General features: G+C 45.1%; 20 protein-coding genes. 6 read left to right on the top strand and 14 right to left on the bottom strand.

Annotation, left to right across the window (positions count from 1 at the left end; translation table 11 throughout):
• Positions 1 to 54: 54 nt before the first annotated feature.
• On the top strand, positions 55 to 507 hold the full coding sequence (locus L976_RS13505) for a FlxA-like family protein (RefSeq protein ID WP_047537480.1): 453 nt from the start codon (positions 55 to 57) through the stop codon (positions 505 to 507).
• Between the two features lie 39 nt (positions 508 to 546).
• Here L976_RS13505 and L976_RS13500 read toward each other — a convergent pair whose 3' ends face one another.
• The 7 genes from L976_RS13500 to rssA all read right to left on the bottom strand — a co-directional run bounded on the left by L976_RS13500 (position 547) and on the right by rssA (position 7,641).
• Positions 547 to 1,431 (bottom strand): hypothetical protein, encoded by an 885-nt coding sequence (locus tag L976_RS13500; protein ID WP_037419607.1) that lies wholly within the window; start codon positions 1,429 to 1,431, stop codon positions 547 to 549.
• 113 nt (positions 1,432 to 1,544) lie between these two features.
• Positions 1,545 to 2,156, bottom strand: a complete 612-nt coding sequence (gene ribA, locus L976_RS13495) for a GTP cyclohydrolase II (protein ID WP_037427288.1) — start codon at positions 2,154 to 2,156, stop codon at positions 1,545 to 1,547.
• Positions 2,157 to 2,419: 263 nt separating this feature from the next.
• Positions 2,420 to 2,776: a YibL family ribosome-associated protein gene (locus tag L976_RS13490; protein WP_037419602.1), complete on the bottom strand. Its 357-nt coding sequence runs from the start codon at positions 2,774 to 2,776 to the stop codon at positions 2,420 to 2,422.
• Positions 2,777 to 2,901: 125 nt separating this feature from the next.
• Positions 2,902 to 3,363, bottom strand: coding sequence for an anaerobic ribonucleoside-triphosphate reductase-activating protein (gene nrdG, locus L976_RS13485; protein ID WP_047537477.1), 462 nt, complete (start codon positions 3,361 to 3,363; stop codon positions 2,902 to 2,904).
• 116 nt (positions 3,364 to 3,479) lie between these two features.
• The gene (gene nrdD / locus L976_RS13480; RefSeq protein ID WP_047537474.1) at positions 3,480 to 5,597 is read right to left on the bottom strand and encodes an anaerobic ribonucleoside-triphosphate reductase; all 2,118 of its coding nucleotides are present in this window, start codon (positions 5,595 to 5,597) and stop codon (positions 3,480 to 3,482) included.
• Between the two features lie 303 nt (positions 5,598 to 5,900).
• Positions 5,901 to 6,581 carry a hypothetical protein gene (locus L976_RS13475; protein ID WP_047537471.1) on the bottom strand — a complete coding sequence of 227 codons (681 nt, stop codon included), beginning with the start codon at positions 6,579 to 6,581 and terminating at the stop codon, positions 5,901 to 5,903.
• Between the two features lie 112 nt (positions 6,582 to 6,693).
• Positions 6,694 to 7,641: a patatin-like phospholipase RssA gene (gene rssA, locus L976_RS13470; protein WP_037427298.1), complete on the bottom strand. Its 948-nt coding sequence runs from the start codon at positions 7,639 to 7,641 to the stop codon at positions 6,694 to 6,696.
• Between the two features lie 380 nt (positions 7,642 to 8,021).
• On the opposite strand from rssA, the gene L976_RS13465 reads away from it, so the two are divergent.
• From L976_RS13465 to L976_RS13450, 4 genes are all read left to right on the top strand, one after another.
• On the top strand, positions 8,022 to 9,371 hold the full coding sequence (locus tag L976_RS13465; RefSeq protein WP_047537468.1) for a DEAD/DEAH box helicase: 1,350 nt from the start codon (positions 8,022 to 8,024) through the stop codon (positions 9,369 to 9,371).
• 114 nt (positions 9,372 to 9,485) lie between these two features.
• Entirely contained in the window at positions 9,486 to 9,923 is a 438-nt protein-coding gene (locus L976_RS13460; RefSeq protein WP_037419582.1) for a DUF3010 family protein, read from the top strand.
• 56 nt (positions 9,924 to 9,979) lie between these two features.
• On the top strand, positions 9,980 to 10,507 hold the full coding sequence (locus tag L976_RS13455) for a M48 metallopeptidase family protein (RefSeq protein WP_037427302.1): 528 nt from the start codon (positions 9,980 to 9,982) through the stop codon (positions 10,505 to 10,507).
• Between the two features lie 86 nt (positions 10,508 to 10,593).
• On the top strand, positions 10,594 to 11,061 hold the full coding sequence (locus L976_RS13450) for a hypothetical protein (protein ID WP_047537465.1): 468 nt from the start codon (positions 10,594 to 10,596) through the stop codon (positions 11,059 to 11,061).
• A gap of 361 nt (positions 11,062 to 11,422) precedes the next feature.
• Here the strand turns inward: L976_RS13450 and L976_RS13445 are convergent, their stop codons facing one another.
• The 4 genes from L976_RS13445 to L976_RS13430 all read right to left on the bottom strand — a co-directional run bounded on the left by L976_RS13445 (position 11,423) and on the right by L976_RS13430 (position 18,301).
• On the bottom strand, positions 11,423 to 12,718 hold the full coding sequence (locus L976_RS13445) for a peptidoglycan DD-metalloendopeptidase family protein (protein WP_037419574.1): 1,296 nt from the start codon (positions 12,716 to 12,718) through the stop codon (positions 11,423 to 11,425).
• 267 nt (positions 12,719 to 12,985) lie between these two features.
• Positions 12,986 to 16,042, bottom strand: coding sequence for an AAA family ATPase (locus tag L976_RS13440; protein WP_047537462.1), 3,057 nt, complete (start codon positions 16,040 to 16,042; stop codon positions 12,986 to 12,988).
• A complete protein-coding gene (locus L976_RS13435; RefSeq protein WP_047537459.1) occupies positions 16,039 to 17,238 on the bottom strand; it encodes an exonuclease SbcCD subunit D in 1,200 nt (399 codons plus the stop codon). Before L976_RS13435 ends, L976_RS13440 begins: the two co-directional genes overlap by 4 nt.
• A 289-nt stretch (positions 17,239 to 17,527) precedes the next feature.
• Positions 17,528 to 18,301: a TSUP family transporter gene (locus L976_RS13430; protein WP_047537456.1), complete on the bottom strand. Its 774-nt coding sequence runs from the start codon at positions 18,299 to 18,301 to the stop codon at positions 17,528 to 17,530.
• Between the two features lie 141 nt (positions 18,302 to 18,442).
• Between L976_RS13430 and L976_RS13425 the strand changes: the two genes are divergently transcribed.
• A complete protein-coding gene (locus L976_RS13425; protein WP_037430889.1) occupies positions 18,443 to 19,336 on the top strand; it encodes a LysR family transcriptional regulator in 894 nt (297 codons plus the stop codon).
• 43 nt (positions 19,337 to 19,379) lie between these two features.
• Here L976_RS13425 and L976_RS13420 read toward each other — a convergent pair whose 3' ends face one another.
• The 3 genes from L976_RS13420 to L976_RS13410 all read right to left on the bottom strand — a co-directional run bounded on the left by L976_RS13420 (position 19,380) and on the right by L976_RS13410 (position 20,967).
• Positions 19,380 to 19,775, bottom strand: a complete 396-nt coding sequence (locus L976_RS13420; RefSeq protein ID WP_037419558.1) for a hypothetical protein — start codon at positions 19,773 to 19,775, stop codon at positions 19,380 to 19,382.
• A gap of 44 nt (positions 19,776 to 19,819) precedes the next feature.
• Complete coding sequence (locus L976_RS13415) at positions 19,820 to 20,275, bottom strand: GNAT family N-acetyltransferase (RefSeq protein ID WP_037419745.1); 456 nt, start codon at positions 20,273 to 20,275, stop codon at positions 19,820 to 19,822.
• 89 nt (positions 20,276 to 20,364) lie between these two features.
• Positions 20,365 to 20,967 carry a GNAT family N-acetyltransferase gene (locus tag L976_RS13410; protein WP_037419555.1) on the bottom strand — a complete coding sequence of 201 codons (603 nt, stop codon included), beginning with the start codon at positions 20,965 to 20,967 and terminating at the stop codon, positions 20,365 to 20,367.
• Positions 20,968 to 21,243: the final 276 nt, after the last annotated feature.

The following is a 21,243-nucleotide window of genomic DNA, read 5'->3' as shown; positions in this document are numbered from 1 at the left end:
TATCTCAAGGCCGATAATTCGATAAATAACCTTCAGGTACTTATGGAGCCTATCGTGAACATTAATGGATTAAACACGACCGCAAATAGCAGCGCCTTCAAATCTGTTTCCAGCGCTTATATCACCACTACGCCAACAGCTAGCTCAGCTTCTGAGAATTCGTCGGCAGAGACCGGCACGCAAGAAACGGTCAATATATCCAATGCCGGAAGACAAGCTCTCGCTACCGAAGTAGGCGCTTCTCTCAGAGGTCAAACCGCGGAAAAACGGCAACAGACGGAAAGTGCTGAGAATGAAGAACCCAAATCTATCATCGACGAACAAATTAAGCGTCTGAAAGAGCAAATCAAAGCTTTGCAGGAGATGCTCACGAAACTGGAAGGGGATGATTCCGAGGCCGCAGCTCAGCAACGTAAGCTATTGCAGGAACAAATTATGCAACTCGGTAACCAAATTGCCGTGTTAATGGACCAGAAAATGCGCGATGCACAAAAAAACGCAGGCTAAGCTGAGTACAGAATCATTTTCAATCTTGGTAGCTGTAAACTAGATTGGGAAACTAAACAATAAACGCCAAATATTTAACCCGTCACCAGTTCGATAACTGATGCCAATTCTATCTATGCCGAGGAGATCGCCGCCCAAAGGCTTAGAAAATGCCAGTGTGGCACCAAACTCATAGCTTCCAGAGACTATGGTTTCATCTTCAGTATCTTGGCTAAAATCCAGCTCGTTGAAGTACCAATAACCAACCGCAAATAATCTAGGTTGCATTTGGATATTCAACCATTGCCAGCGCGGCGAAAGGCCAATATCCACCCCGGTTTGCAATACCGCAAATTGGTCGGTTAATTTTCCTACCCGTTCACTATAGCCCGCAAACCTTAACCTCGATACCCAGACGCTGTCTTCACCCGCGAGACTAAAATCATACAAGGTACTTACACCTGAGGCTAAAATCGCCACATTCGCATCGGTCTCAAAATTTGTCCCAAAGCCCACATCCAAATAAGCTTCCATCCGCGTATTTGCCGTTGCCTGCCAATGGTGCTCAATGCCGGGCGTTATCGTCATGGTGCCAACTGACGATGGCAATTCGCCGTCGGTGATGTCTTTAGCTAAGTAGTCAAAAAAACCGAAGGATAAGGGTAAACGCAGCCAAGTCTGACTACTATCATCCTTCAAAAAATCAAAGTTTAACGGAATACTAACGACGGTGGCATTTTGCTCAGCAGCTCGATATACCCCTGTGCCAAGGTAGCTGCCAAAGGCATAAACAGAGTTAGGATTATTTTTCCCATCAATCGGCGTTTCAGGGCTAATCTTCGAAAACGCTTGGGAAGATTGGGGGGCAAATGCAGCAAAATCTTGCGGGTGACTGGAGTTTGAAACAGGCTCTGTCGACGCCAACAGCGGGAAAACAATCCCCATTGATAGCGCCGAAATGGAGCAGAGGTTGACGATAAACCGACTAAAAATGATATTCAATTTACGCAAACAGATCCTAATTTGCAGCCTAATCGGTAAATTTATTGCACTAAGAACTACTGTTCATCCGTAAAATGATACTCAGACATCATATGCCCAAGCTCAGTGGACTTAGTCTTTAAGTAAGCCTCATTATAGCGATTTTTACCGACTTGTAAGGGTACGCGCTCAACCACTTCGATGCCGATTTCTTTCATCGCTTTGACTTTGCGAGGGTTATTGGTCATTAAGCGTACATGCTTTACGCCAATCTGCTCAAGCATAGGCTGGATCATATCGTATTTACGCATGTCCGCAGGGAAACCTAACTGTTCATTCGCCTCAACCGTATTGGCGCCTTTATCCTGCAACTCATAGGCGCGGATCTTATTTAGCAGACCAATACCACGACCTTCCTGACGCAAATATAAGATAAACCCACTGCCGGTCTCGGCAATGTTTTGCATCGCGGTTTGCAGCTGGAATCCACAGTCACAGCGTAAGCTGAATAAGGCATCGCCCGTGAGACACTCAGAGTGAATACGGCCTAAAACAGGAGCATCGCTACTTAGGGTGCCAAATGTGAGGGCAACATGCTCTTTACCGGTTTCGGTATCTTCAAAACCGTGCATGGCAAAAACGCCCCAGGGAGTGGGTAATTTTGACGTCGCGACATATTTTATCGACATGACTTAACCTTAACGACAACTCTCATTCCATGAGACGGAAGGAACATCCATAAACAAAACAATGATTAGGTACTTAGCCTACGGCGCACCTATTCTAAAGTGTTTTCAGCAATCACGAAATACTTTAGTAATTTAATCAACTACAAAACTAAGCTATTAACTGCGTGACTCATTTAGCTCAATGGGTAATATGTCGAGCCAAGGCGCTGCAAAATAGATAAGTGTTCTATTTTGCAACTTATTGAATAACTTAGCAATGTAGCTTAAAATTTTGCTGGTGCAAAACCTGTTACTTCAGTCAAGCCCATTTCGCGCCCTAAAGCAGTCATTGGGTGCACAACAACTAAGCCTTTTACTGACTTTTTCAGTTGACCCATATCGGCTTGCTCGGCTTTGGTGAGGGCGCGGTGAAATGGCAAGTGCTGAATATCCACCCCTTGCTTTTGTAATAAACGCGACTGCTGCGTTTTTACGCTATTGATTTGCTTAGTAACAGCCTCAATCTCGCGTTTAAACTGCGCCACGATGACAACATCGCCACGTTGCTCTGCCGCCGCCAGTTTACGACGAAACTTATCTAACTTATCGTTTAGCTGCTGCAGTTCTTGCTTTAAATTCATTATGTTACCTTAAATTACTTTAGTGAGTCCCGACCGATATTGACCTAATCTTTGGCCTGTTTGTCTGGGTCACTGTGTCAAGGTGTGGGATTATAACAGCAAGTTAGCGATCCTCGTTACCGCTTTTATAAGAAACGGATCACCTGATTACTGCTACCTCGATATGGAAGGCTCGGATCTGCAAGATTTTGCTCAAATTTGCCATCCACCAGCACATCTACATATTCCAGCACCGCACGCTGTTTATCGCTCAATTCATTCCATACATAGCCCGTCCACAGCCAAATATCTTTACCGGGACATTCAGCTTTGACGCGCTTAACAAGCGCCAAAATCCCCTCAAGATTGGCGGGTAAAAGTGGATCGCCGCCAGAGAGTGATAAGCCACGGCGAACGATTCGCGTATCCTGCAAATCGGCGATGATATTATCTTCCATTGCCTTATCAAATAAATGGCCAGAGCGCACATCCCAAGTACTTTGATTATAGCAACCACGGCATTGGTGCTCACAGCCTGAAACAAATAAGGTGGCCCGAGTGCCTGGGCCGTTGACCACATCAACGGGATAATATTGCTGATAGTTCATTGTATAAGTCCAATACGAAATACAAGGAGCGCCAGACTGGCTAAAAAATCAAAGCACAGTCCCATGCTAAGCGACTGTGCTGATATCAGTGTAACAAACACAATAAGGCAAAAATGTTACAAGTGTTTGATCCTACGCTTCACTTCTTCTTGCTTACCATGGTTGAACGGTCTGGCATCGGGACTACCTAAGTAACCACACACACGGCGCGTAACAGACACTCGACTTGGCTCATGGTTGCCGCATTTAGGGCAAGTAAATCCTTTACTAGTACAGCTAAATTCGCCGGTAAAACCACAATCATAACATTCGTCAATCGGCGTGTTAGTACCGTAGTAAGGTACACGGCTATAGCTGTAATCCCAGACATTTTCGAGCGCTTCGATATTGTGCTGCATATTAGGATATTCGCCGTAGCAAATAAAACCACCATTGGCGATGGCGGGATATGGCTGCTCAAAATCGATTTTATCGTAAGGATTCACGTGCTTTTCCACATCTAAATGGAAGCTATTGGTGTAATAGCCCTTATCGGTTACCCCCGCAACCACACCAAACTGGCGCGCATCGAGCTTACAAAAACGACTGCAGAGACTCTCACTTGGGGTGCTATAAAGGCTGAATCCATAACCCGTTTCGGCCTTCCATGCGTCGGTAGCCGCTTTAAGATGCGCAACAATCGCCACCGCTTTTTCACGAAGCTTAGCATCATCAAACACATGGGTTTCAGTGCCATAGAGCGCATTAATGGTTTCATGTAAACCGATATAACCTAATGAAATCGATGCCCGACCATTTTTAAAGATTTGGGCGATATCATCATCGGCACGCAAGCGCACGCCACAGGCACCTTCCATATACAAAATCGGCGCAACTCTGGCTTTCACTCCGTTTAACCGTTCGATACGCGTATCTAATGCACGGCGGGCAAGTAATAGCCGCACATCCAGAATACGGTAGAACTCAGCCTCATCGCCATTCGCTTCTAGCGCAACACGTGGCAAGTTTAAGCTAACAACACCAAGGTTATTGCGCCCTTCATGGACGAGTTCACCATTTTCTTTATAGGAACCTAAAAAGCTGCGGCAACCCATAGGGGTTTTAAACGAACCCGTCACTTTTTCCACTTGCTCATAGTTCAAAATATCTGGATACATGCGCATACTGGCGCATTTAAGGGCCATTTGTTTTACATCGTAATTGCAATCGCCGACTTTGTGGTTAATACCATCACGGATGGCAAACACCAATTTAGGGAACACCGCTGTTTTACGATTTTTACCTAACCCCGCCATGCGTACTTTCAGCATCGATTGTTGAATTAAACGCGACTCCCACGAAGTACCTAGACCGAAACCAAAGGTCACAAACGGGGTTTGTCCATTAGCGGTATGTAAGGTATTCACCTCATATTCAAGGGATTGGAAAGCATCGTGGCATTCTTTTTCAGTCTGAGCAGTGGCATAGGCTTTAGCATCTTTAATCTGCCAATTCAGTGCCACTTGATAATGTTTGTCATAACTCTTGGCCACAAAAGGCGCTAACACTTCATCAATACGATTAATCGTGGTGCCGCCATAGATATGGCTTGCCACTTGGGCAATAATTTGCGCCGTCACAGCCGTAGCGGTAGAGATCGATTTTGGGGTCTCAATTTCGGCATTGCCCATCTTAAAGCCATGGGTCAACATGCCCGCCAAATCAATCAACATACAGTTAAACATCGGGAAAAAGGGCGAGTAATCAAGATCGTGATAGTGGATCTCACCGATTTCGTGCGCAGCCACCACATCCTTAGGCAGAATATGGCTCTTGGCATAATGTTTAGCCACGATGCCCGCCAGCAGATCCCGTTGAGTTGGGATCACTTTAGAGTCTTTATTGGCGTTTTCATTTAACAGTGCGGCATTGCTCTGCTCGACTAAACCACGGATTTCAAGATTGAGCTTACTGGTAGCATCGCGGCAAATGTCTCTGTCGTGACGATATTCAATGTAGACCCGTGCCAATGATTTATAAGGGCCTTCCATCAATAGGTTTTCAACTGCATCCTGTAGATGGTGGATTTCAACTTCTGCCATATTCGCCACTCGTTCTCTCACACAAGCGGCTACCGTCGCGGCATAATCTGCGTCCTCTATCCCAACCGAGTTTGCAGCAGCGACCACTGCATCTCTTATCCTTGTTTCATCAAAAGGTGTGCGGCAACCATCCCGCTTGATCACGACTGGCATTGTTTAATTCCTCTCCATCCCGATTAAAATTAACACTATATATAGTGATTAAATAATCTATCAACACAATATGTAGGCAATTAAGCGGCATCGACACCTAAAATTCCATGATCCAGATCATGATTTATCGGATGGATAAAAAGAACAAATAAGAACTGCTGCCAAACCCAATGATCTCAGTTTTAGGCCTTGACCTTGATGCTAAAGCAAGATAGTAGACACAGGAAATGGCGCTAATAATGACAAAAGACTTTGACCCAGAAGCCAAAGTCTATTGTTTTTGAAAGAATATTGTAAATAAGACTAGCGCTTAGCTAAGGCAAGATAACTGCTCAATTGTCCCAACGCCGATTGCTGCATCCCCATGGATGAAGCCACCTGCATCGTTGATTTAAGTCCCTGCCATAACTGTTTTTGACTATCGCTCATGGTGGGGTTGCTATTCAAATAATCCGTTAATTGACCAAACACTTTAGTCGCCTTTTGTGCTAGCACTGGCGACTGGGCATCATCCATGTTTTTTAACACATTTTTAGCATCTACTAACGTGTTGATCATCGGGCTATTTGGCGATTTTTCAGCCAAAGACTTTAGCTCATCATCGATAAAATCCTGCAAAGACTGCTTATTGGTACTTTGGCTTGGCAAACTAATGCCGTTTTGCGAGAGCCGTTCTACCTGTGCATCGGAAAGAATACCGTCTTTTTGTAACCGCGAGACTAAAGCGGGTATCTCAGCCACGCTAAATTTGCCATCAGCAAAAAAGTCTTTCGACATGGCCTGAATTTTTTGTGCTCGCAGTGCCCGTGGTGACAGCGCTATCTCCTCACTCGGTTTAGTATCAACCTTAGGGGGTTCTTTGGCAGAGGAGTTTGACTCCGTACTCGATTCAGTTTTACCTGTCTCCGTCTTTTTGCTATTCAGGCCATAAGCTTCAGCAGCACTGCTACGATTTAGATTAAGGGCATTTAAAAGAGAATTCATCGTCAATAATTCGGCGTCTAATACTGATTAATGGTGTTAAAGCAAAAACTAAGCCAATCAAGCAGTAAGTAGTGTCACATCGTAATTAACAGATAAATTCATCCTGACATTTTTAGCCTTTCCAGATCGCAGCTTCAATTAAATGTGCCACTTTTGCCACGGCAGCTTCACCTGCTGCAATGGCTTCAGCTGCTCGGTGGAACTCCATGGTGCCGATATTCGCGACTTCGGGTACAACACAGATATCGGGAGGGTCACCCATTAAACGCGCCCGTTTATGCCGCTGCTCTAAAATACTCATCGACTGGGACATCACCGCAATCATACCGGGATTAGATTTAGTCCCTAGGGAAAACTTATCGGTTAAGCTACCGACATATTCTCGCCCGCGGGCGAATAAATCCATAAAACCCGTTTCTTGGCGCGCGGGCATTTGGGTTTCATCTTTAGATGCCCGATGGCTGGTCATATTAACGGGTAAAACTTGTAATCGACCGGTATGAAAACCTTGTAAATCAACGGCAATGACAATATCTACCCCCATAGCACGGCTCACCGAAACGGGGACAGGATTAACAACTGCACCATCCACCAACCAACGCTCACCTTGACGGACAGGCGCTAATATCCCAGGCATAGAGCAAGAGGCCCGTACGGCTTGGCGTAAATCACCATGGCGAAACCAGATTTCCTGACCTGAATACAGATCCGTAGCAATGGCCGCAAAGGGACGCTCTAAATCCTCGATATTGATATCACCAATCCGCGATTGCAGCACATCGAATACTTTTTCGCCGCCAATTAGCCCACCTTTACGCCAACGAATATCCATCAGTCCCAACACATCCCAACTAGAGAAGCTGCGCACCCACTCTTCAAGTTCCGCTAAATGATTATGAGCATAAGCAGCGCCAACAAGGGCGCCGATTGAGCATCCAGCGACCTTATCGGGTTTAATTCCCATCGCGGCGAGCCCATTGAGTACGCCAATATGCGCCCAACCTTTGGCTGCACCACTGCCTAAGGCAATACCGATCGTCGGAGTTGTCCCCTTACTCATAATAAATTCCCTTAATAAATCGATGATTTAAAGAAGCGCTATGACGTGAAAAAGCTAAATTCCAGCCAAAGTGTTGTCAATCATTAGACAACATAAACCGTTATGCTAGCCAGTCATTAGATACATTTATATGGTTTACGCTCGGCCTTATTCCCTTGCCATACTCAAGGGCAGAGAGTAAACACATCGTCGCTTGATATCCTGTAAGTTCATAGCCAATTTGGCTAAACATAGCACTCGGGGCAAATATCGAGCGTGACACAAGCCAAGCAAATAAGTGGCTATTTAGATGATTACGCAAGATTATGCCCAATCAAGATAGCTGACCATAGTGATTTAGCGCTATAATCTGCCCTCACTCAGATTTAGGGGATATACCTTTGCAGTTTACTGATTTTTCTCTGGACCAGCGTCTGTTACAAAGCTTAAAGCATATGGGGATTGCAACCCCAACCGCCATCCAGGAACAAGCATTACCTATCGCATTGGCAGGTAAAGATTTAATGGCATCATCAAAGACTGGGTCAGGTAAGACCTTGGCATTTTTGCTGCCCGCATTGCAAAGGGTTATCTCCACCCGCGCCCTCAGTAAGCGCGACCCTAGAGTATTAATTTTATTACCGACCCGCGAATTAGCCCATCAGGTGTACAGTCAGTTACGCTTATTGGTGGCCAATACCCAATATAAAGCGATTAGTGTATTGGGCGGTGAAAACTTTAACGATCAGGCTAAAGCGCTGGCAAAAGAGCCGCATTTTATTGTTGCAACACCAGGGCGAATCGCTGATCACTTAGAACAAAAAAACTTATTCCTCAATGGATTAGAGTTGTTAGTTTTGGACGAAGCCGACCGTATGTTGGATTTAGGCTTTGCGCCACAGTTAAAAGCTATCAACGAGGCGGCCGATCATAAACGTCGTCAGACCTTAATGTTTTCAGCAACCTTAGATCATAGTGAAATCAATGAGATTGCGGCGGCATTACTTAAAAATCCATTACATGTGGCAATAGGCACGGCCCACAGTGAACATCAGGATATTTCGCAGCGAATTTATCTGTGTGATCATTTAGATCATAAAGAAGCCCTACTCAGTCGTTTACTGACGGATGAATCGCACAAGCAAGTGATTATTTTTACCGCCACCCGTGCCGATACAGAGCGGTTAGCCGCTAAGCTCTCGGCTCAAGGTTTTGCAACCGCCGCCTTAAGTGGCGAGTTAAAACAAACGGCACGTAACCAGATCATGGACCAATTTGCCCGTGGTCAGCAGCAAATATTGGTGACCACAGATGTGGCATCCCGTGGTTTAGACTTACTGAATGTATCCTTAGTCATTAACTTCGATATGCCCAAATTTGCCGAAGAATATGTTCATCGCATTGGCCGCACTGGCCGCGCGGGCGCCAAAGGTGACGCAATCTCCTTAGTTGGTCCTAAGGATTGGGATAACTTTAAAAAAGTACAACTTTTTTTAAGAAAAACCTTCGAAATCAGTGTAATTAAAGGGCTTGAAGCTAAATTTAGTGGTTTAAAAGATAAGCCAAAGTCCGTCGCGACTAAAGGTGTGGTAAAGGCAAACACCAAAGCCAAATCTAAACCTAAGTCGCACCTTGTTAAAGCAGCGCCATCCCGTGATAAACGCTTTATCACGAGTATTGATGTCGGTGATGCGCCAATGCGCAAAAAACCTGCGGCACAACTGCTACAAGATAATGACGACGAGATCTAAAAATAACGCAAAAGATAGCTCAAGTCCGTGAAACTTGAGCGCTCAAAATGAGTGACTCGCTGGAGCGATTTTTCCGGCGATACATAAGTAATTTGAAATAGTTAAAGGTGTAACATGCGAATTTGTGGTGTTGAATTAAAAGGTGGCGAAGCCATCATCAGTCTGCTCAGTTACGAAGGTGAAACCTTCAACGTACCCAGCTGCCGTAAAGTGTCTTTTAGCATTGCACAGTCGGCATCGACGGAGGCAATTCGTGAGTTTCACTTTGCTTTCCATAAGTTGATGGAAGATTATAAGATCGATGAAATTGTAATTATTGAGCGTGAGCAAAAAGGCAAACTGGCTGGTTCTGCTACTAGCTTCAAACTCGAAGCCGCAATTCAATTAGGCGAGCTGCCTGTAACCTTGCTATCTCCAGTGGCGATCAAGGAACAAAATAAGCGCAATCCACCTCAGGTAGACTTTGATAGCTTAGATCTGAAACGCTTCCAACAACCCGCCTTTGAGGCTGCCTACGCTCAGCAAAATCGCCATATTTTTGGTAAAGCTTAAGTGCTCTTGCTTGGCGCTATCACTTAGCGCCAAGCCACTTAGATATCGCAAGAATCATGCAAAACCTAAAATATGTCAGTGGTTATAGCCTAGATATCCAACGCCAAGTTGAACAGCTTTTACAAAGTGGCAAGCTTGGGGAAGTATTGCTTCGCCGTCATCCGCACATTCATCATATCCGCAGTGATAAAGCCCTTTACGACTATACCCAAGGGATAAAAAATCAGTTTTTACGCCAATCCTCTCCCCTATCGAAAGTGATCTTTGATGACAAAATTAGCATGAGTCATCATGCACTTGGCTTACATTCCTACGTCTCTAGAGTGCAAGGTAACAAAATCAAAGCGAAGAATGAAATTCGTATCTCTTCTCGCTTAAAACGTGTACCTGAACCTTTGTTACGAATGGTAGTGGTGCACGAACTCGCCCACCTAAAAGAGAAGGATCACAATAAAGCTTTTTATAATCTGTGTACTTATATGGAACCAGATTACCACCAATTTGAATTTGATCTGCGCTTACTGCTGACCTGTATTGATGCCAATCAATCCCCTTATATCGCGCACTCAATAGACTCAGTTTGAGTACTTATTTTTATTGCCCCAAGAGTTGACTGATAATAGTTTTCATTTAGAATGATCATGTATTATCTGTCACGTACTTAGGCTGTATGAAAACGCAAAATATTGGTAGAAAGCTAGAAAAATGGTGTAAGAAACAAGCCAAGAAACTGCAAAAGCAACAGGCAACATTATCCAATGCGGCATCAGTTAACTATGCTGCAAAATCATCTTTCTCAGCGGAACCAATAAAACAGACGACAGCGGGCAAAAGTAAAAAAGCACAACGCAAGCACTTAAATCAATTATTGGCTGAGTATATTGCCAAACAACACATTCAAGATCTTGATAAAGCCGCACGTAAGCAGCAATTAAAATTAGCCAAAGCGCATTTTAATGCCGCAAATGATGCACAATTTTTATCCTTTGCAGCCATCAAACGCATTTCCCCCTTACCGACGGAGCGAAGCTTTGCACTTCGTCCTTATAAAAAGTCTCCCTGTGGAGGATGTCCTGCATTAAAGGGGCGTCTATGTAAATGTGCGTTAAAAGCGATGCAGAAACGCCAGGCAAGTTAATATTGTTTATCGATCTTGATTAAATAAATTTGAAGATATCTCAAAGTAAGAGTGGTTAGATATTTTCTGCTAGCTATCTTCGCTATTCACACGTCATTCAATCAATACCTGTACGCTCACTAAAGCCTAAAGAGGCTCGATTTACTATTTTAAATACCGATAACAAGGGCGAAATTTAATCAAATTTAAGCAAGCAGTCTTATCCAAGCATATGCAGCCAAACAACAAACCCAACAAAAAGCCTGACAAATATACGACTAAAATCATTTAGTTGCTGAGGCACATTCAATAGAAATAAAAACGCCGATGAATCAGTATTCATCGGCGTTTTTATACTCAGAACGGGACAAACGAAAAGGAATTAACCTAAATTCATCAACGACTGACGACTATTGACCATATTCGTAAAGCTACGCAATTCTTGGTTTGCTAATTGGCTCGCCATAGGAATATCGGCTTTCATTGGATCGACGGGTTTACCGTTTACATGGAATTCATAATGTAAATGCGGACCAGTTGAACGCCCAGTATTACCAGATAAAGCAATCACTTGGCCACGTGTTACTCTCTGGCCTTTACGCACTAATGCCTTTGAAAGGTGTAAATAACGGGTGCTATATTTACCACCATGTTCAATCACAATATATTTACCGGCAAATTGGTGATCCGTTACTAAACTCACCACGCCATCACCAGGCGCTATAACCTTAGTACCAATAGGGACAGAAAAATCGGTACCATTATGGGGGGAAATACGGCCAGTGATCGGATGTTTACGAGCAGGGTTAAAACGTGAACTCATGCGAGGCTGTTTAGCCAATGGAATACGCTGGAAAGCACGCACTAAACTGCGCCCTTTTGCATCATAATAACTGCCATCAGTATGCTGAAAGGCACTGATTTCTGAACGCCCAGTTTTAATGCTAACGCCTAATATTTGGCTGCTACCGGTTGCTTCACCTTCAACATATTGATCATTTACCAAAACAGAAAATTTATCTCCTGCATGTAAATCCCGTGCAAAATTCACTTTTTCTTTGAGTAAATCTTCAATCCGCTGAATATCAGCTGCCGCTAAGCCCATTTTTTGAGCCGATACGTAAAATGAGCCTTTAATATCACCAGTAATAATGCGGTTTTGCCAAACGCCTTCAACGTTAATTTCTTCAACGTTGAAGCTACCATCTTCATAACGAGTAAATACGACTTGGCGTGCGGCGTTAAAATAAAGCTCCAACTTTTGCAGTTGGCCATCATTATCGAGCCAAAACTGAATCCGGTTCCCAGGTAATAAAGTATCGAGTGCCAAAATATTTAAATCGGCCTCTAGTACTTTATACATCGTTAGCTGGTCAACACCCGCCTTAGAGAATAAAGCGCTTAGAGTATCACCGGAGGCAATAACACGCTCAAAATCAGGGGTATTGTCAATAACAGTGGTAGAATCAACAGGCTCAGAAACTTGCGGTAAAACAGTTTCAATGTCGAGAGCTACGGGAATTCGTTGTGCTGTGGGTACGACATGATTAGCATTCGGCATTAACATCGCCGCACCGATCAATAAACCACCTACGAGGAGAATATTTTTATGGGCTGAAGATAAATTCTGCAAACGAATTTGCGGAAAATTAGCCAAATTGGGTTTGCCTGTCTGCAACGCTTTCACCTTTTGTTATCGTTTTTGCGTTATATTTTTGAACCAGTCCCGCCTAGGGAAGCCCGAATTTTCCCAACTTATCCCAAAAAACCGATTATGACAAACGCTATTTTGCACTTTAACAGCACTATTTCCCAAAAACATGCGTCAGTTGGCACTTTAAATCGATTGCGCGTTCTGTATCCAGATGTTAAATAGCACAAAATAACGTCTTCAATCACAATTAAAACAATAAGTTAAATAAACAATTAATCCCTTTAACTGACACTAAGGCAAAATCATCTTGATTTCGCTCCCATGGGAGGTTTTCAACAGATCTATTCGAGTGTTTATCTGCTCTTTCATCTCAGAAACATGAGATATCACGCCGATCATCCTACCCGCAGATTGCAAATCCATTAAGGTACGGATGGCAAGTTCAAGGGAGTCCTGATCTAGGCTGCCAAAACCTTCGTCGATAAATAACGTATCAAGTTTTATCCCACCGGCGTAGGCTTGCACCACGTCTGATAAACCCAGCGCCATAGATAAAGCTGCCATAAAACTCTCCCCACCACTTAATGTCGCCACGGGACGCACTTTTGCGGTGTAAGCATCTTCGACTTCAAGCTCAAGCCCTGATGCCTTATTTCCCTTCGCTCTGTCTTCTTTACGCAGTAATCGATAACGGCCTTTACTCATCAGGTGTAATCTCTGAGTTGCTGCGAGTAAAACATCATCGAGTAATACGCTTAATACAAAACGTTGCAGAGAAATCTTGTTGCCGGTATTGCCATTGGCCACATCGGCCAAGGTGCCAATAATGGCGTATTCATCCTCAAGGGCTTTCGCTTTTTGATCGACAATACTGAGCTGTGTTTGAGTTTGTTTAAGCAAAGAGAACCGCGTATTAAGTTGGCTCCATGTAGCTTCAGCGAGATTAAGTTGTTGGTGCTTTTCTGCGAGCATGGCTTCTAGGGCATCAAGGTCGGGCACGCTGACATCACTAAGCTCAGTTCTTAGCTGATCAAGCTGTGATTGATTTAAGGCGCACTGTCGATGATAGGTTTCAATACGCTCGCCCAACGCTTGAATTTGCTCATCGGCTAACAATGCCGCCCTTAATGCGTCCCTATCAGTAAACCCCGCTAAATGCAGTTGTGAGTTAAGGTCACCATCGGCCACAGCCTGCTGCTCATCTGCGCTATGGCAGCGTTGTATCGCAGCCTCTAGCGCCGTTTGCGCAGCTACACAATGCTCAGATGCCTGCTTTAGTGAGTTTCTAAGAGCATGAATCTGCTCACGAGTGTTCTCAAGCTGCCGTTGATTATTATTAATCGCTTGATTTAACGCAGTAAGCGAGCGGTATTCGTCAGGGATCCGAAGCGCTTTTTCCGCTAATTGACCGGATAGACGCGCCACTTCACCTTCTTGTTGATGATACCGCTCACGCTCAAGCTCTAATTGTTGCGTCAATACTAACTCTTGCTGCTGCAACGCTTTGATTTGCTGCTGTAACCTCTGCAATGCTTGGGTGGCGACTTCAGCTTGTTTTGCTTGGTGTGTTAATTCCTCAAGCCGATGGACATGCGATTCAAGTGGGGACTCAACCGTATCCCCCAGCGAGGAGGCCAGTTCATTTGCCTGCGACTGCTGTGCTTCTAACTGTTTTTGTAGCCCCCGATACTCTGCCCTCGCTTTGCTGAGCTGTTCGAGTGCATTCACCTCGGCATCCTGCGCAGCTTGCAGCTGTGCGTCCGTTGGTAAATGATCATGACTGGTTGCAGGATGAGGATGCTCGATACTGCCGCAAACTGGGCAGGGTTCTTCGAGTTTGAGCTCCCTCGCTAAAATGGCCGCTTGGCCTTGAAACCAACTGAGCTGTAAAGACTTATAGTCACTTAGCGCTGCCTGATGCTGCGCGCTCAGCGTCTTTCCTTGTAATCCTGCTTGTACAAGCGCCTCTTCGGTTTGTGCAACTTTGGCGCAGATTTGTTGCCATAGTTTGAACAACTCAAGTAAGTGGCGCTGTTGCTGCAAGGCTTGTGCGGTCGCGAGTTGACGCTCACTTTGCTGTTGTAATGCTGGCAATTGATTTTCATAGGTGCTGCGCTGATCAACTAAGCTTACAAGCGCCGTCTTAGTCTCTTGCCCCTGCTCTTTGGTTTGTTGCAGTATCTCTTTTGCCTGCGATAAAGCTTGTTCAAGGCTAGAAAATTCTGCCAACTGCGGTACTAACGTGCTGAGTTGATTATGTTGTTGTTCAAAATCGCGCAGCTGTTGTTCAAGGGGAATAAGTTCCTGCGCTTCGATCTCAGCTTTGGCAAGCGCAAGCTTTGCCGTATCGAGAGCCATTTGGGCATGGCTGCGCTGATCATTAGCAATTGTCGCTTCCTGCTCCCTCGATAACGCATTATCCAATAAGGGCTTAAGACGCTGCGCTTGCTTTGCCACATTCAGGCGAGCCGTTTGCGCTGCAATATCTGCTTGCTGTTCATGAAGCAAAGTGGCTTGGGATTCTAATTCACTTAAACGAGTAAATTCAGCAAACCGTTGCTGCGCACTGTCATGCTGTTTTAACGCCTGTAGATGCGCCGCCGTGCTACGTTCTTTCGCGGCGATAGCGGCCGCCAATTCGGGTTCTATTCGACTAAATTCAGCGGCAAGCTCGTCGTCACTCGCTAGCTCCGCGGTTTGTAGAATGCCATCGCGACGCGCACGCTGCTCTTTAACCAAGCCGCGGATATCGGCCGCCTTCGCCTTTAAGATATCTTCAATACGTTTATAGATATGGGTTTGAAATAATTGACTAAAAATTTGCTCACGCGCCTTGGAGTCAGCCATGAGTAATTCACGAAACTTCCCTTGTGGCAGCACCATAACCTGACGAAATTGTTCTACGTCTAAGCCCGTTAACGCTTCAATTTCAGCCGTTGCCTCTGAGACTTTACTGGCGACTAATAGGGTTTCAGTACCATCGGGAGCGATCTTAAACAGCTGCGCCTCGCTCTTTTGGACTGTCGAACCCTCGCCATTCTTTTTGAGTCTGTCCTGTTCGGGCACTCGGCGAATACGATAAGCAGTGTTACCCAATTTAAAACTAAAGGTCACCTCAGTAAGCAGATTATCATCGGCCATATCGCAGCGCATTTGGCTGCCTTCACGCTCATTGCCGGTGGTTTTTCCATACAACGCAAAGCAGATACCATCGAGCAGAGTCGTTTTACCCGCGCCAGTTGGCCCGTTGATCAAAAATAACGGATTATCACCAAGTTCAGAAAAATCAATGGCCTGAGTCGAAGCGAACGGGCCAAAAGCCGACATGGAAAGTTGTAGTGGCTTCATTCTGCCTGCTCCTCTTTTACGTCACGATGTGTTTCGCTGCGTTCAAGTTCGTCTCGATGAAGCTGGGTTAGGATATCCTCCATTACCGCCTGCTGCGCCGGCGTTAATTCATCCCCCGAGACTTGGGCAAAAAAGTCACGGAACATGGCCATTTCACCTTTTTTTATATGATCTCGATTGAGCACCACCGCCTGATCGCCCGCCATCAATCCGGTGCGTTCTAAATGCAACACATTGGGATAAACACTGCGCAGTTTGCCCATGGCATCTAAAATGGCGTGTTTATCGAGCAGACGCACCATTAAATAATCCTCACGCTTGGCATCGGTTTTCCCTACTGCTAATAAATGTGCCAATTCACCTTCAATTATCCGCACATCACGTAACGCAGTTAAGGGTAAGAGTTGGATTTGAGCGGGAGATTGCGCAGCGATATCCACTAAGGTGACAGACTTATGCTGGTGTTGCTCACTAAAGGAATATTTTAGGATTGAGCCTGAGTAGCGCACCTGCTCGCAGCCTTTGTATTGCGGACCATGTAAATGCCCTAGGGCGACATAGTCAAAGTCACTAAACAGCCGTGGGGAAATTTTATCCGCGCCGCCGATACTTAATGGCCGTTCGGATTCAGACTCGCTGCCACCATCCAAAAAGCAATGACTCACCACCACTTTAGGTAAACCTTGGCTATCATGGGAGCGGACCTGTTCTAGCAATAACGCCATCGCCTCTTCATGGCTCGATACGCTAAGGCCTTTGGCATCGGTTTCAAAAACTTGGCGCACGGTAGCAGGTTCAGCGTAAGGCAGCGGATAAAAGTAAGCGTCGCCACTGGCACTGGTTAAACGAGTAGGCACTAATTCGGCCTGTAGCGGCCCAATAATATGTAAACCACTGGCAGCCATTTGTTTAGCAGCAAATCCCAAACGCTCATGGCCATCGTGATTACCAGCAATCATCAGTACTTGTATACCCAATTGGTTAACAAGGCGATTAAGCACATCATTAAGCAAAGCGACGGCACTGGCGGGTGGAATCGATCTATCGTAAATATCCCCCGCAATAATCACCGCATCAACACTGTGCTGCTGCGCCAATGCAACAATTTGATCAAGTACATAGGCCTGATCATCCAGTAATGATTGATTATGTAACTGACGGCCAATATGCCAGTCTGAGGTGTGAATAAATCGCATTATTGCTAAACCTTAATGGATGCTAAGCCAACGCTATGGCGCGGAATGCTTGTCGTTAAGTTATTTGTCAAAGCTGCTTGTCGGATAATCTCGCCCAATGACTCGCCAATAAACCCTAAAAACACTTTAAAAAATGCTAGGTTATCCTAAAAAATGCCGCTGAGTATAGTCAATACAATGGGAGTGGAGAGATTTACAGCAAAGAGGTCGAAGACTGCGCTAACAGATCACCATTAGCGCAAATAAGGTCAGTGCTCAGCTTGAAGAAAGTTGATCCGTACCAAAATCATCATAAAAACAGTTGGTATTGGCTGGCGAGCAATTTCACACTCATGGCCAGCGACATGGTCACTACTAAGGGCTTAATGATCTTTGTGCCCTTAGTGACCACTAAACGTGATCCCAAGGTTGCACCAATGGCTTGGCCCGCTAACATCACTAAGCCGAGTAACCAAATGACTTTTCCGCCAAGGGCGAAAAAAATCAGCGAGGCAATATTGGTCGAAAAATTCAACACCTTTGCGTGAGCCGTCGCTTTGGCGAGGCCAAAACCCGCAAGGGTAACAAACGCCAACGCAAAAAAGCTGCCAGTCCCCGGACCAAAAAAGCCATCATACAAGCCCACACCTAACGCGGCAGTAAAAGCAAAGGCGGTAGGGGTTAAGACTTGGTGGCGATCATCTTCCGAAATCTTTTTCGAGAACAAGAAGTAGCAACCAATAGCGAGGATTAAAAACGGCAATACTAACTCAAGGATTTTGGTATCCACTAACTGCACCAACACTGTACCTAACGCCGCGCCGATAAAGGCACAAAACAGCGCGAGTTTGACAGTTTTGAGATCAACCAATCCCTTACGAACAAAGTACAAGCTCGCAAAAAAGCTGCCACCGCAGGCCTGTAACTTGTTAGTGCCAAGAGCGACCGCTGGCGGTAACCCAACCCACATTAACGCAGGAATGGTCAGTAATCCCCCACCTCCAGCAATAGAGTCGATAAAGCCCGCCACCATCGCCACGCCAAACAGTAATGCTGCAACTTGTAGAGTTAATTCAAATTCCATGATTTTTATAATTGAGTTATAGGAGCTAAGGCTTCGCATTAGACTGCGTTTGCCTTATAAATGCAAAGGAGTTATTGTCGCGCTAGCGTGAGCAAAGCTCACACTAAACCGTTTGTTAAACACTTTGATTTGGATATGAATATGTTTACTAGCTTGCCACCGCTCAATGCATTACGGGCATTCGAGTCTGCTGCCCGCTTACAGAGTATGACGCTGGCGAGCAAAGAACTGCACGTCACCCATGGCGCAATCAGTAAACAAATCAGGGTATTAGAAGATTTTTTAGGTTTCGCCCTCTTTGTTAGGCTACATAAAAAAGTCGAACTCACAGACGAAGCCAAGCGTTACTTCCCCCATGTACAAGCGGCGCTGCAAACCCTATCGAGCGCCACCGCCGATTTGCGTAGCCAAGGTTCTCGGCCACAAACCTTAGCCATCAATGTATTACCAAGTTTAACCATCAACTGGTTAATCCCTCGTATGGAGCAATTTAAGTCGCGTTATCCACATTTATATGTGGATCTCTCGATAGGTGACTTTGCCGTTGACTTCAGCCAAGGGCGCTACGACATCGCGATCCGCAGTAGTACCAAGCTGCCCAAGGGAGTGAATTACATCAAACTCATGGATGAAGATCTGTGCTTAGTTTGCGCGCCGTCATTGGCCCCAAAACTGAAATGTATTGAGGATATTAATCATGTCACCTTACTCAAACACACCACTCGCCCAGAACTTTGGGATTATTGGGCTGAAAAGGTAGGCTTAACACTCACGCAAGAACAAACCTTTGGCGTGGAGCATTTTTACATGTTGAGTCAGGCAGCTGCCAGTGGCATGGGCGCGGCGCTGATCCCACGCTTTTTTATTGAAGAACAATTAGCTAATGGCAGTTTAGTCATCCCCTTTCATGCACCGTTTACCAGCCCATACGTTTATTACCTACTCACACCTAAATCCCCAAGCTTGCCGTTAAAAGTGCAAGCATTTATCGAGTGGATGCTCGACCTCTTCGCTCCTTATCGCAATGCATGCTAAAAACCACCCGAAGGTGGTTTTTACGTCAGTCATAGTAACCACGTTACATGGTTGCCATTGTCCAGTAATCGAGACGCTTTTGAGGATCAGCCAGTAAGTTTTTACACTCTTCTTTATATTTCCCCATCAATACCCCGAGATTACTAGAGCCACCCAAGCTTTGTATTTGACGAGCTTTGGCATCGGCAACCGCTTGAGTGACCTCGGCTTCTGACTGGTATTTCTTCGCCAGATTTTCGGCTTCAACTTTAGACGCTTTTAAGCGTTCACCCACCGCTTGCATTTGTGGAGCATTCATGGCGCCAATCGCTTCAGAGCTAATTTGATAATAGGCTGCACATTCTATGGCTTCTTTAGCCAAAGCCTGTTGTGCTTCATCCGCAAACACGCTGTGGCTCATCGTCAGCATAAGACCTGCAATAGCAAAAGCTTTTAACATTGATATAGTCCTTTTTATTAGTAATTAAGAGTAAGCGACTTAAGCTAAGGATTTAGCTCAAGTTCATAGGTTACAAATTGTTGATCGCGCACAAACCCAAGTGCTTCATAAAGCCCTTGAGCACGTAAATTCTCTTTTTGGGTTTCGAGCACTAAATAACGCGCTCCTTGGCTACGAGCATAGTCTGCTGCCCGTTGTACCAGCGCCCGACCTAGCCCGACACATCGCGCATGCTGCGTGACAAATACATCATTCAGAATAAAAATCGGCGCTAAATTAAGGGATGAAAAACTGGGATATAACTGCACAAAACCCAAGCCTAAGCCTTGAGGTGAGCGCGCAAAAAAAATCACCGATGACCCTTCATGCAAACGAGTTCGGATAAACAGCTCACCGGCCTCTACATCATCCTTACAGCCATAAAACTGCCGATACTCATTAAATAAAGGAGCAATATCATGACTGTGGGACTCATTAGCTTGAATGATTCTATTTGCCATCGGCTTAACCAACCTTAAGTCCATATCCATATTGACGTCTTATCAAGCTATATCTACTCATATTAGATATGCGCGATACGCATCATTCCTTACACTACCAGTCGCTGTTGTAAGCGAAAGATTAAATGATGTTTCACCGTCGCCCACTCAGAATCAATAATGGAATAAACCACAGTGTCCCGAATGGTGCCATCCTTAAGAATTTTATTATTCCGTAAAACCCCATCTTGCTTGGCTCCTAAACGAGCGATGGCTTGGCGCGAAGCTTGATTGTGCCAATGGGTTCTAAACTCCACCGCAATGGCCTCAAGGGTTTCAAAGGCAAAGGTGAGTAGTAGCAATTTAGCCTCGGTATTAATACCTGTGCGCTGGGCGCGCTTAGCATACCAAGTGTAACCAATCTCTAAATGGCGATGCTCACTCTCCCAATGGCAAATGCGCGTACAACCCACAATCTCACCAGAAACTTTGTCTCGCACCGCAAAGGGAAAACTTTCCCCACGGGATTTTTCAGCTAAGGCTTTCATTACATAAGCTTTCATCTCACTCGGCTCAGGCACACTGGTAAACCATAAACGCCACAGTTCACCATCAGTGACCGCTAAGCTAAGTGCCGCCACATGGGATAACGACAGAGGCTCTAGAACGACATATTCACCATTTAAACACGCTGAAAGATCATCATTGCCCATTATCTCGTCTCCATTAACGCGATAAAAAGTGTGCTATTGCGCACACTTTTTACTAGCCTATCATTTATATAAAATAAAAAAACCTCTATTTTCAACATGATTATATAAATTTTATTCCGGACAATAGCTAAGTTTCTCTTAAGCTTCACCGTTGAAAATGACAGGTTAATGAATCGGTGCATAAGCCTGCCATGGTTTAGCACATGGCACGCTGTAGCCTAGGGCTCCAGCCTATTTAGATCGTGTAAATATGGCCTACCAACACATCAATGTATT

The organism is Shewanella sp. ZOR0012 (assembly GCF_000798835.1).
GTDB lineage: Bacteria > Pseudomonadota > Gammaproteobacteria > Enterobacterales > Shewanellaceae > Shewanella > Shewanella xiamenensis.
This window is presented reverse-complemented; position numbering and strand designations above follow the sequence as displayed.